Origin of the sequence: uncultured Microbulbifer sp. (genome assembly GCF_913055755.1) — a bacterium.
GTDB lineage: Bacteria > Pseudomonadota > Gammaproteobacteria > Pseudomonadales > Cellvibrionaceae > Microbulbifer.
In genome coordinates this window covers 1-11902 of the sequence record NZ_CAJXKH010000108.1, presented here as the reverse complement: position 1 = coordinate 11902, position 11902 = coordinate 1, and the positions used below count along the sequence as shown (strand labels likewise).

At 60.7% G+C, this 11902-nt stretch carries 10 protein-coding genes; 4 read left to right on the top strand and 6 right to left on the bottom strand.

Translation table 11 applies throughout. The annotated features are described in order from the left end of the window. Positions 1-417 precede the first annotated feature (417 nt). From QZ511_RS14740 to QZ511_RS14730, 3 genes are all read right to left on the bottom strand, one after another. Positions 418-1131: an outer membrane beta-barrel protein gene (locus tag QZ511_RS14740; RefSeq protein WP_295803465.1), complete on the bottom strand. Its 714-nt coding sequence runs from the start codon at positions 1129-1131 to the stop codon at positions 418-420. Positions 1132-1240: 109 nt separating this feature from the next. Beyond that, positions 1241-1768, bottom strand: a complete 528-nt coding sequence (locus QZ511_RS14735) for a replication protein P (protein ID WP_295803464.1) — start codon at positions 1766-1768, stop codon at positions 1241-1243. Between the two features lie 37 nt (positions 1769-1805). Then, entirely contained in the window at positions 1806-3140 is a 1335-nt protein-coding gene (locus tag QZ511_RS14730; RefSeq protein WP_295803463.1) for a DnaT-like ssDNA-binding domain-containing protein, read from the bottom strand. 169 nt (positions 3141-3309) lie between these two features. On the opposite strand from QZ511_RS14730, the gene QZ511_RS14725 reads away from it, so the two are divergent. From QZ511_RS14725 to QZ511_RS14715, 3 genes are all read left to right on the top strand, one after another. Beyond that, positions 3310-4530 carry a permease gene (locus QZ511_RS14725; RefSeq protein ID WP_295803462.1) on the top strand — a complete coding sequence of 407 codons (1221 nt, stop codon included), beginning with the start codon at positions 3310-3312 and terminating at the stop codon, positions 4528-4530. Positions 4531-4616: 86 nt separating this feature from the next. Beyond that, entirely contained in the window at positions 4617-6860 is a 2244-nt protein-coding gene (locus QZ511_RS14720; RefSeq protein WP_295803461.1) for a heavy metal translocating P-type ATPase, read from the top strand. Beyond that, positions 6857-7219 carry a cupredoxin domain-containing protein gene (locus QZ511_RS14715; protein WP_295803459.1) on the top strand — a complete coding sequence of 121 codons (363 nt, stop codon included), beginning with the start codon at positions 6857-6859 and terminating at the stop codon, positions 7217-7219. Before QZ511_RS14720 ends, QZ511_RS14715 begins: the two co-directional genes overlap by 4 nt. Before the next feature lie 129 nt (positions 7220-7348). Here QZ511_RS14715 and nqrF read toward each other — a convergent pair whose 3' ends face one another. From nqrF to QZ511_RS14700, 3 genes are all read right to left on the bottom strand, one after another. Continuing rightward, positions 7349-9217, bottom strand: coding sequence for an NADH:ubiquinone reductase (Na(+)-transporting) subunit F (gene nqrF, locus QZ511_RS14710; RefSeq protein WP_295803457.1), 1869 nt, complete (start codon positions 9215-9217; stop codon positions 7349-7351). Continuing rightward, positions 9214-9945 carry a hypothetical protein gene (locus tag QZ511_RS14705; RefSeq protein ID WP_295803455.1) on the bottom strand — a complete coding sequence of 244 codons (732 nt, stop codon included), beginning with the start codon at positions 9943-9945 and terminating at the stop codon, positions 9214-9216. The genes nqrF and QZ511_RS14705 overlap by 4 nt, the downstream gene beginning before the upstream one ends. Before the next feature lie 82 nt (positions 9946-10027). Beyond that, complete coding sequence (locus QZ511_RS14700; protein ID WP_295803453.1) at positions 10028-10741, bottom strand: 4'-phosphopantetheinyl transferase superfamily protein; 714 nt, start codon at positions 10739-10741, stop codon at positions 10028-10030. Between the two features lie 205 nt (positions 10742-10946). Here QZ511_RS14700 and radA point away from each other — a divergent pair. Continuing rightward, a partial coding sequence (gene radA / locus QZ511_RS14695) for a DNA repair protein RadA (RefSeq protein ID WP_295803452.1) occupies positions 10947-11902 on the top strand: 956 nt, incomplete at its 3' end.

Genomic DNA, 11902 nt, shown 5'->3' with positions numbered 1-11902 from the left:
AAACCCAGTAGTGGTGCCACTCAGCGCCAATATCCCGTAGTTATCCCCAGCTCTATCCAGTGATTCTGTGAGTAACGGGGCTGTGAATAACGACAAAAACTCGAATTAAATCAATTAATACGGATTGCAGTCCCGGGATATACGGCGGAAGCTCCAGTTATACACAGTTGGCGTACAGGGGAGTGTGGTTATTAATCTGCTGGGCAGATTACCTTTGTGTTACGGAAAGTTGGCGTCTTTTTGAACGCGGGGCCGGAGCCCACGAGTGGCGCGGTTCACAGCGAATATCCCGAACTTATCCCCAGCTCTGTCCAGACATTCTGTGTGTAACGCGCCTGTGCACAAGCTTGAAAAAGCTTATAAAATCAATTGTTAACAGGTGGCGATCCGCGTTCTGCTTGCACCCGGCCCCATGGACTAGAAGTGGAAGCTCCAGCCCAGGGATGTGGTCTGCACGTCATACTCCGCGCGCAGTTTATCCGAGCCCACTTCCGGGAATACTTCCCACTCGGCCCTGAGCGTCCAGTTATTGCGGTGCCGGTAACTGATACCGGCACCGTAGCCCCAGTGGAAACCGCTGTCGTTCTCACTGAGTTTGGCGGAGACCGGGGCCACCACTTCCTGCAGGGAATCGTCTTCCATCCTCACCTGAAGAATCACTTCTCCTTCCTGGCGTTCGGTAATCTGACTGAGCCAGAAGCCGCCGCCGAGTTTGCCGAATACACTGAGACCATTGCCGGAAACCGGAAGGTGGCCGACAAAGAAGAGATTACCCATGCGGTTGCTCACGCGATCATGCACGCCGAGGTGTGGCAGCGCGGGGTTGCTGACGTCAAAGCGAATACTGCTATCGGGGTTCTGGCGCAGGTCGGCCTCAACAGCCAGGAAGGGCGTCCACTGCCAGCCGCTATAGAGCTTCCAGCCGGTACCCTGCTCCTTACACTGGCGGGCGGAAGCCTGCTGCTCTTCAGAGTTCAGGTTGCTGACAAATGATTGCACCTGTGAACAGAAGCCGCTGAGCTCGCTGTCTAACAGGCTGATGCCACCGTAGCGGTGGGAATAGAAATCGGCGCTGGCGGTGTTTGCCAGCAGCACTGCGGGTACAACGAGCAGTAAGTGGGGCCTGACCATGGCGTTACCTGCTGTTGGATGTGGGGAAGCTCTGCGGTACTCCTGTGCCGAGCCTGAATAACGGGTTCCTTGACGGTACAGTATTCAGTTGCCGTACCGCCAAAACCTATCATATTTCCAGTTGTGCGCGTAATTCCGCCAACTTTTTGGCATTTTCCGCTTTGGATAGCGGTTCAGCGGGTTTGTGCTCGAGTTGTACCTGCTCCGGAGCCGGCAGCTGCTCGCCGGCCATCAGGCGCTCGCAGATCTTTTTGTAATGGGCTGCGAACACTGGATAGGCGGAGGATTCCGGATTGTTGGCGAGGAAAAACCAGTCTGCCGCGCGCCCGGCGTGGTATACCGCGGGGTGGCTCCAGTTCTGATTGGCCTTCGGGCTGGGGGCGTTACAGGCCTCACGATACGCCGCACGCGGCTCCGGGAGCCCGCTGTCACCTTCCGCGCACAGTTGCAGCATCTTGTGGATGGTTGGCAGGTACTCGCAGTGCTTGATGGCCCGTTTGGTGCCGGCAAGCATCTGCTCCGGAGAGAATCCGGCGAGGGATTCGAGCCACAGGCGCTTGGCGTGGTTCAGGGTCTGCACGTCCGGAAATGCGGCATTGAACTGGTTGTGGTAGCTCAGCTTGAGCAGCCCGAACACCTCATTCAGCGCGCGTTTCCTGGTCTCCAGTTCGGAATCACCAGTTTGTGTCTGAGACGATGTCCCAGACTGAGGTGTCACGTGTGCGCTGGTTACCCGGGTTCCCGGAGTCTTGTGGCTTGCCATGTTGTTGTCCTATTGCGAACTTGTTGCGCTCGGCCCACTGGTAGCGCGCGTGACGCACAAAAATGGCGTCCCAGCTTTTGCGCGCTGCGCCCTGTTCCCGCCAGTACAGGCGGAACTCCGGCACCAGCCCGAGGGCAAATTCGCGGTCGATTTCACACTGATTGAGCAGGTGGCCGAGACAGTCGCTCGACGGCTGCCAGCTGCGGGAGATGGGTTTGGCCACCGGGTTTTTCTCGATACCCTGGCAGTAATAAGCCCACTCCTCACGCGCATACTCGATAAACAGCTCGCCCCAGCGGGCACTGTGGCCGCCGCGCTCGAGCCATTTGTAGATAAATTCCGGCAGCAACTCCGCCGCAAAACTGGGGTTGATGGCGAGCCGGCGCAGTTGTTCCCAGGTGGCCTCGCTGGGTTGCCAGTCCCGAGTCATTGCTAGCGGCTTGCGCTTTTCGATAAACGGCGCATCCTGCTTTTCCCAGTCTTCCATTACCCAGTCATTGAATTCAAGGTCCCAGGATAGCGACTGCTTGCCACTGCTGCGGTGGTATTCCGCAAAACGCTGCATGCAGCGGCGCACGAAGGTGCTAGGGACCCCCTCATCGGCGAGTTTGCCCAGTGTCCCTTCTCCCGGGCGCCAGTCTTCGGGCAGCGGACGTTTGCGGTCCTGGGTGGCACGAAATGCCTCCCACTTGGATTTGACCTGCTTGAGGAACAGGGAGCCGAAGGAGTGGCGGGATTCGCCGCGGTCGCGCCAGTAGGTCACGAACTCGGGCAGTTGCTCGCGCACAAAGTGCTCGGGCACACCCAGCTGACTGATTCGCGCCAGGGTCTCGTTGTCTGGACGCCAGTTGGGGCCGATGGTGTTGGCACTGCGGTTGCCAGCGGTGTTAGCCGCGGGCGCGCTGTAGGTGGGCGCGGGGCGGGGTGTGGGCTCCTGGCGGCCACCGGACAGTGCGAACTTGAGAATGCCGCTGCCGCCATAGGGGGCGGCGCCCAGCAATATGGCGCCCTGATTGCGCAGGCTCGTCGCCACCCGCTGGATATCCGCCGGCTCCCAGAATGGCAAAAGTTTCACTAGCTGGTCGCTGTCCGCGGTATACCACTCCCTGCCTGGATGTGACTCTGGGGTCAGGAATGGCAGCAGGTCCCCGAGCGCGGTGAGCAGCACCGCCTCCTCCAGGCCGAGGGTGGCGGCCAGAGTCGGGGAGAGGCAGAGCGGTCGTTCCGGGAACAGGGGATGATTCATGGCGCGATTCTACCACTGCCGCATTCCAGTAACAGCGTACCAGGTGCACTGACTGAGGATTCTGTGTCGGCTGTGGAGCGGGCACTGCTACAGTGACAAAGGATAATTGTCGCACGGCTTCGGCAACCCATGCCGCGGGTGCGCTTCATGTCATTAACTTCCCGATCCGATGCAGTCATTTTTTACTCAGTGGCATCAAGCCGCCATGACCACCCTGGGACTGTTCTGGATGGCGCTATGGGCATTTGCCCTCGGCTATCTGATCAGCAGCATGGTCCAGGTATTCGTTACCCAGCGGCGGATGCGTGAAAGTCTTGGTAAGGCCGGCCCGCGCAGTGTCGGCCTGGCGACCTTCTTTGGCTTTATCTCCAGCTCCTGTTCATTTGCCGCACTGGCCACCACCCGGGCGCTCTTTGCCAAGGGCGCGTCCCTGGTACCCTCGCTCGCCTTCCTGCTCGCTTCCACCAACCTGGTGGTGGAGCTGGGGATCGTGATCGCGGTATTTCTCGGCTGGCAGTTTGTGGTCGGGGAATACGTCGGCGGAATCCTGCTGATTCTGTTGATGTGGTTGGTAGTGAAGCTGAGCCTGCCGCAGAACCTCGAGAGCGAGGCCCGGAAGCACGCGCGGGAGGCTGAGGGAGAGGACGAGGAAGAAGACGTTCCGGACTGGAAGGAACTGATTCGCTCCCGGGAGGGCTGGCGCCGCGTGGCCGGCCGCTATGTGATGGAGTGGCACATGGTATGGCGGGACGTGACCATCGGCTTCAGTGTTGCGGGCATTATCGCAACATTTGTTCCCAGGTCGTTCTTCCAGACGTTGTTTGTCGGCTCCGGAGAAAGCGATCCCGCCTTCTGGGAAAAATTGCTGCAGTGCCTGGTGGGGCCGGTGGCGGCTTTTTTTACCTTTATCGGATCCATGGGGAATATCCCTCTCGCTGCCGTACTGTTCGGTAATGGCGTTGCCTTTGCCGGCATCATGGCATTTATCTTCAGCGACCTTGTGGTATTTCCGGTGTTGCGCATACAGGCGCAATACTATGGCTGGAAAATGGCGCTGTATATTCTCGCCGTGTTCCTGTTGATCCTGGTGGTGACCTCACTGTTACTGCACTACGGGTTTGCAACCCTGGACCTGTTGCCGGATCCGGAAAGCGCCAAGCAGGTCGTGGAGCGGGATTTCTTCAAGATCGATTACACGCTATTTCTGAATCTGCTGTTTTTATTGGTATCCGCGCTTCTGTTTTTCTGGCGCTGGTCGCAATCGGGGTTGCCCGCCCTGAAAACCGCGACTCCCAAGGACCTTGTTTTACTTGCGCTGGCCGGGATCGCGCTCGTGTGGCTGGTTGTCGGTGCGCTGTTGCCGTTGTTTATGGATATTGGGGTGGAATAACTCCAACGGGTAGCTTGCATTACCCCGGGGGCAGGCTTTTATGCTGGGCAAACTGGACAATAAACAAGGTTTACAACGAGGGTGATATGCCTGAGCAAAAACAGTTGTTTGCCCTGAGTGGCGTCTCCTGCGCCGGTTGCGTGCGCAAGATTGAGGGTGCGGTGGAATCCGTACCGGGAGTCAGCGAAGCCAAGGTCAACCTGGCGGAAAAAACTTTGACCGTTGTCGGTAACGCAAACAGGGAACGTTGCATCCAGGCAGTGGAAAACGCCGGTTATGGCGCCGCGCCGGCAAAGGAAGATCCCCGCAAGCAGCGGGAGCAGCAAAAGGCCGAGGACCTGCGTCATTACCGCCAACTGTTGTGGCGCTGTGGCTTTGCCCTGGCGTTGGGAATTCCGCTGATGGCCTGGGGGCTGGTTACCGGAGAAATGTCGGTACACACCCCGGCGCAGCAGTTGGCCTGGGGTGTCGTGGGCCTGGTCACACTGGCAGTAATGGTGTTCTGCGGCGGGCATTTTTATACCGGCGGCTGGAAAGCCTTTCGCCATCACAGCGCCAATATGGATACGCTGATCGCACTGGGTACTGGCGCCGCATGGCTGTACTCGATGCTCGTGGTGTTGTTCCCCGGTATGTTGCCCGAGGCCGCCCGGCATGTGTATTTCGAAGCCAGCGCCATGATCATCGGTCTTATCAACCTGGGGCAGGCACTGGAAGTGCGGGCCCGCGGCAAGACCAGCGCGGCGGTGGAAAAGCTGCTGGAGCTGCAGGATACCAGTGCCCGGGTATTGCGCGATGGCGAAGAAGTGGATATCCCGCTGGACCAGGTGCAGCCGGGCGACCGCATGCGCGTGCGCCCCGGTGAAAAGGTACCGGTGGATGGCGTGGTACGGGTCGGCAGCAGCCTGGTGGATGAGTCCATGCTTACCGGTGAGCCGGTGCCGGTAAAAAAGTCCGAGGGAGATTATGTATCCGCGGGCACTTTCAATAAAAATGGCACGTTGATTTTTGAGGCCGAAAAGGTCGGCGCCGAGACCCGCCTTTCACAGATTATTGAAATGGTCCGCGCCGCACAGAATTCCCGAGTGCCGATTGCGCGCATGGCGGACCAGATTTCTGCGATTTTCGTGCCCGCGGTAATGGTCATCGCCATCGTTGCCGCACTGGTCTGGTTCAATTTCGGCCCCGACCCGAAGGCGGCACACATGCTGGTGGTCCTGATCTCGGTATTGATCATCGCCTGCCCCTGTGCTCTTGGCCTCGCCACGCCCATGTCGGTGATGGTGGGGGTCGGTAAGGGTGCGGAACACGGGGTGCTGATTCGCAATGGCAAGGCGCTACAGCAGGCCAGTGACCTGGATACCCTGGTCGTGGACAAGACCGGCACCTTGACCGAAGGTGCGCCGAAGCTGACGGACATCGAAACCGACCTTGATGACAATGAACTGCTGGGATTGCTGGCGGCACTGGAGGCGGGATCCGAACATCCACTGGCGGAGGCCATTGTGGATGCAGCCAAGGACAAGGAACTGACCCTGGCGCAGGTCGAGGATTTCGAAGCAATCACCGCTCACGGCGTGCGCGGCCGCGTCGACGGCAAAGTGGTATTGCTCGGCAATCGGAAATTACTGCAGCGGGAAAACATCGATCCCGGAAAATGGCCCGCCCGCGCAGAGGCTCTGGCCGCGAAAGGTCGCACCGCGATGTACGCCGCAGTGGACGGCGACGCAGTCGGCGTGATTGCCGTCGCCGACCCCATCCGCGATGATGCCAGAGCCGCAGTGGCCAGGTTGCAGAAAGCGGGGCTGCGGGTGCAGATGCTGACCGGCGACAACCGCGCCACTGCGGAAGCAGTGGCAAAACAACTCAACATCGACGAAGTTCATGCGGACCTGCAACCGGAGGACAAGGAAACACTGGTAGCAAAACTGCAGCGCGAAGGCCGCAAGGTGGGCATGGCCGGCGACGGCATCAACGATGCCCCGGCACTGGCGCGGGCGGATGTGGGTTTTGCCATTGGCGCTGGCACCGACGTGGCAATCGAGACCGCCGACGTCACCCTGATGCGTTCATCACTACACGGCGCCGCGGATGCGATCGAGCTGTCCCGGGCCACCCTGCGCAATATCAAACAGAACCTGTTCGGTGCCTTTATCTATAACACCCTGGGCATTCCCATCGCCGCCGGAGTTTTGTACCCCTTTACCGGCGCGCTGTTGAGCCCGGTAATTGCCGGTGCGGCGATGGCGTTCTCCTCCGTGACGGTGGTGAGCAACGCCAATCGCCTGCGATTTTTCCGTCCCAGCCAAGTGAAGGGGGTGCAGTCATGATGACCCTGGCAGTGAATATACTCGGTCTGCTGTTGATTGCCGCCATTGTCTGGTGGTTCTGGCTCGCCGGGCGGCAAATTTCCGCTGCGCATTTTTCGGAATCCCTGGAAGTGATGGTCAAGGATGGCGTTTACGAGCCGGATACGATCGAAGTGCCAGCGGGGCGGCCAATCACCCTGCATTTCCGCCGTGAAGACCCCAGCCCCTGTGCGGAATATGTGGTATTCCCGGATCTCGACATCAGCAGGCAGCTGGCGGTACACGAGGCGACGGAGGTATCACTGCCCGCCCTGGATACCGGCAAGTACCCTTTTACCTGCCAGATGAAGATGTATCGGGGCACGCTGGTGGTTGAATAGTTCGCCGTATCCTAGCGTTTCAGGAAGCAGCTGCGCGACCTGCAGATCAAGTTGGTTACCCTGGAGAGGTGCCTGGTCGAGCATTACCTGAAGATCTTGGTGCTGTTCGAAGGGGGGGGCACTGCGGGTTCAGCAGCCAAAATCATCAAACGCGATCTGCTCTTCGCGCACGCCGAGCTCTGTGAGCATAGAGACACATGCGCGCAACATGGCCGGCGGGCCGCATAGGTAGAATTCGCAGCTGCCGATATCCGGATGCCGGCGCAGGTAGGCGTCCGCGGCGATATCGCTGATAAAGCCGGTGGTCCCCTGCCAATTGTCTTCCCTGCGCGGCTCGGACAGTCCCAGTTGCCATGAGAAGTTTTCGTGCTCCTCGGCCAGTTGGTCGAACAGTCCTGCGTAAAACACCTCCCGCAGGTTGCGCGCACCATACCAGAAACTGATCTTGCGGCTGCTATCGAGATTGCGTAGCTGGTCGACGATGATCGAACGCAGCGGCGCCATGCCGACGCCGCCACCGATCACTACCATTTCGCGTTGCGTATCGCTGGCACGGAAACTACCGAAGGGGCCAGACAGGGTGACTGAATCGCCGCTGGCGAGATTGAACATATAACTGGAGCCGGCGCCGGCCGGAGCACTTTCATTGCCCTGGGGTGGAGGCTGGATGCGAACGTTGAGGACGATATGCTGCGTCCCATTGCCTCCAGCGTCGGAAGTTTCGGCGGGCGCGTTGGCCATGGAATAAGAACGCCGTAGCGGTTCGCCATGGGAAGCTTCTGCGGCGTTCCGCCAGGCCTTCCAGTCTCGCAGATATTGCGGGTCCACCGGCAGATTCCCGATGCACAGTTGATGCGCGGGCACCTCGATCTGCACGAAACTGCCGGCGCGGAATGCAAAGCGTGCGGAGGCGGGCAGCTGCAGGTGAATTTCTTTGATGAACGGGGTCAGGAAGCGCGACTCCACCACCTCGGCGGTGAACCGCCGTGCCTGTAACAGGGTGTCGTCCAGCGTCAGTTTGGTCGAACTCTGTGCGCGCTGCTGGCAGGCCAGGCGATAGCCAGCGGCAAGATCCGTGGCGGAGAGCAGGCTCCTTTCGTTGCTATTGGCTGGTGTGCTCGGGTCCATGCGCACCTGGCACAGACCGCAGCTGCCGCCACCGTCGCAGTTGGAGGGCAGCTGCACACCATGGGCGGCAAGACCGTCGAACAGGCTAATGCCGCTGGCCACGGCCAGCTGGTTGACCGGGGTGGCGCTGTTGTCGAATAGTTGTACCGATACCTTGCGGCGACGCAGCTTTGCCACCAGATTGAAGTCGTGGCGGGAGAAGCTGGAAAACAACAGCAGGCAGCCGGAAATGGACAGCAGCAGGGCGCCGACACCGAACGCAACCACGAACGGATTGTTGAAATCCTGGCGCTCGGTGTAATCCATGATGTGCAACATCCAGAAGATGTCGAACAGTCGCCAGGTATCGTTGCGGCGCTCGAGTACGCGACCGTCCTCGGCGGAGATGTACAGGGTGGTGGCGAAGTCATCGTCGATATCCACCCGCCACATCGCGCCTGTGTGCCCGCGGGATTCCATATTGGCCTGTTCGAGCCGGGTGGGAGCGTCGATCAGGCGGTCGTCACCGGCATAATCCCGCGCGGCGATATCCCGGGCGAGGGCCCGATCGATGGTGACCTTTGCGCCGCTGTGCGCATCGCGCAGTTCGATACCATCGCTGGTCTGCACCCGGTAGAGCGCATGGGTGAATCCCGGCTGCAGGCGGATATCGGATACGGTCCCCGCCGGATACATGTGTGCGATCGCCTCGGGCGTCACGGCCACGTCTTCGATGTTGAGTTCGGTCGCCGCCGGGCTGGCTGCCAGGTGGCGACCACTGACCACGCTGGAATCCAGCAGGGCAAAGGCCAGGCCGCTGGCGAGCCACAGTGCCAGCTGTACGCCGATCACCAGGCTCAGCCATTTGTGTGCAACTTTGACGAAATTCACTGTGCACCTCCCGCGGTATTGGCGATGCCGGTGGGGGCGCGGCGGCGGCCAAAGCTGAAGAACAGCAATACCAGCCCGGCGAGGACGCCGCTGAGGCCCACCAGGGTCACGGTGAGGAGCAGCGGGTTGTGGATATTGTCACGCTCCCTGTAATCCATGATGTGCAGCATCCAGAAGAAGTCGAACGCGCGCCAGTAGTCGTGGCGGCGGGTGGCGAGAGCACCCGTGTCCGGATCGATATAGAAACTGGTGCCGTAGCGGTCGTCAAAATTGACCCGCCACAGGGGCAGCGCACGGAACTGGATTTCCGTGGGCGGATTGTCGGTCACCAGTTCCGCGGAAGCGGCGTCCAGGTCACCACGGTAGTAGTGCTCCGCCAGTGCAATCGCGGTCTGCTGGTCGAGGGGAGAAATCTCGCTGCCGCTGCGGGCATCGAACAGGTGCGCGCCCTCGCTATCGCGCAGCACGTAAAAGGGTTGCCCGCGCAGGGCTTTCAGTTGCAGGGAGCGGACACCGTCGCGCTCGCGCAGCAGTTCGCCGCTGGGGAACAGGTCACCGCGGGTCTCGGGCAGGGGCTCCCGCAGGTTTTTGACGAGGTGGTCGCCGTGGATGAAGTCCAGGTCCATCACCACCATGTAGACTCCGCTCAGGGTCCACAACAGTGCCTGGATGCCGACAAACAGGAAGAGCCACTTGTGGATTTTTCTCGAAAGGGAAGCGGTTTTCATTATCTTTATAATGCTTTTCGATGGCTGAAAACTGTACAGGTGTGGGAGTGTACCCACCTGTATAGTGAATGTCCCAGGAAGTTCAGTCGATTCCCCGGTGAATGCTCTCCCGGGTTAACTCCCCCAGTGCCGGATCGGTGCCCGCCAGTGCCAGGTGCAATTGCGTGGTGTCGGGCAGCCGGTGCATTGCGTAATAAAAATTCCAGGCAGCGGTATCCGGCAGGTCTGCATCAAAGGCCGGGCCCCGGCCCAGGTGGAAGCCCGCCAGGTTAATGCGGCCGAGGCCTTCGGAGATACCCGTACCGCGGGCCTTGAAGAAGGCCTCCTTCATGGTCCAGAGCCGGTAGAAATGCATCGGCATCAGCTCCAGCGGAGGCGACTCCAACAGGGCGCACTCCTGGGGGTGGAAGTAGTGGTGGGCAATGCGCAGGAAATCCCGGGGTTTGGTGGGCTGTTCGATGTCGATGCCGATGGGCGCCTCGCAGGATACCGCGAGGCCGATCCACTGGCCGCTGTGGCTGAGGCTGAAGTGCAGTTCGGGGAAGTCCGCGAGCAGGGGTTTGCCGCTGGGTAGCCGCTCGAATCGGAGCTGTTCCGGTGCCTGCCCGCTGATTTTTCCCAGTACCCGCCGCAACAAGCCCCGGCTTAACAGGAACTGGTGCCGGGCCTCGGCGCGTTTGTAGCTGCCCTGGCGCTGGCGCTCCTCGGCGGACAGCAGGGCGGCGAGATCCCGGGCCTCGGGGCTGGCGGGGGCTATTTCATCGCTGCGGAGCAGCCAGGCGGCGGGAAGTGTCATGGAACCAACAAATATCAAAGCGTGTAGTAATGCTATGTGTTGCGGGCCCGGCGTGCCACCGGGAATGTCTGCGGTGAAATCTCCGAGGGTTTGGGGACCTGTGCCCGGGGGAGGTAAACTCTGCCGCTTGCGGATGGACGCAGCCATCGGCTTTGACCTTATTTCCATCTAAATTTCCATCTAAAGTCCCGCAAGGGGAGAGCCTTTGGCCAAGAAAACCAAAACCGCCTACGTCTGCAATGAGTGTGGCGCCGATTACAGCAAGTGGGCTGGCCAGTGCAGCGCCTGCGGTACCTGGAACAGTCTCAGCGAAGTGCGGCTGGGCCCCACCCACACCGACAGCCGCGCGGCCAACTTTACCGACGCCCAGGCGGGCTACGCCGGTGCCGCGGGACAGGGCAAGGTGCAGAAGCTGTCGGAGATCGACCTCAGCGAACTGCCGCGGATCCCCACCAATGCCAGCGAGCTGGACCGGGTATTGGGGGGCGGTCTGGTACCGGGCTCGGTGGTGCTGATCGGTGGCCACCCGGGCGCCGGTAAATCCACCATCCTGCTGCAGACCCTGTGTCACCTGTCCCAGACCCTGCCGGCGCTGTATATCACCGGTGAGGAGTCCCTGCAGCAGGTGGCGATGCGGGCCAAGCGCCTGGGCCTGCCGGCGGACCACCTGCAGATGCTGTCGGAGACCAACGTGGAGCAGATCTGCCTTACCGCCGGCCAGGTGAAACCGAAGGTGATGGTGGTGGACTCGATCCAGGTCATGCACATGGCCGAGGTGCAGTCGGCGCCGGGCTCCGTGGCCCAGGTGCGCGAGAGCGCGGCCTACCTCACCCGCTATGCCAAGCAGACCGGCACCGCGCTGATTCTGGTGGGGCACGTCACCAAAGACGGCGGCCTCGCCGGCCCCAAGGTGCTGGAGCACATCATCGACTGCTCCATCATGCTCGAAGGCACCCACGACTCCCGCTTCCGCACCCTGCGCGCGCACAAGAACCGCTTCGGTGCGGTGAACGAGCTGGGGGTATTCGCGATGACCGAGCAGGGGCTGAAGGAAGTTTCCAACCCCTCGGCGATTTTCCTGCAGCGGGCCGACGATATTGCCGCGGGCTCGGTAGTGACCACCATCTGGGAGGGCACCCGGCCGCTGCTGGTGGAACTGCA

Bases quoted from the DNA above. Each gene is read 5' to 3' on its own strand.
- QZ511_RS14740 (WP_295803465.1), bottom strand. From the start codon at position 1,131: ATGGTCAGGCCCCACTTACTGCTCGTTGTACCCGCAGTGCTGCTGGCA.
- QZ511_RS14730 (WP_295803463.1), bottom strand. From the start codon at position 3,140: ATGAATCATCCCCTGTTCCCGGAACGACCGCTCTGCCTCTCCCCGACT.
- QZ511_RS14725 (WP_295803462.1), top strand. From the start codon at position 3,310: ATGCAGTCATTTTTTACTCAGTGGCATCAAGCCGCCATGACCACCCTG.
- QZ511_RS14720 (WP_295803461.1), top strand. From the start codon at position 4,617: ATGCCTGAGCAAAAACAGTTGTTTGCCCTGAGTGGCGTCTCCTGCGCC.
- QZ511_RS14715 (WP_295803459.1), top strand. From the start codon at position 6,857: ATGATGACCCTGGCAGTGAATATACTCGGTCTGCTGTTGATTGCCGCC.
- QZ511_RS14705 (WP_295803455.1), bottom strand. From the start codon at position 9,945: ATGAAAACCGCTTCCCTTTCGAGAAAAATCCACAAGTGGCTCTTCCTG.
- QZ511_RS14700 (WP_295803453.1), bottom strand. From the start codon at position 10,741: ATGACACTTCCCGCCGCCTGGCTGCTCCGCAGCGATGAAATAGCCCCC.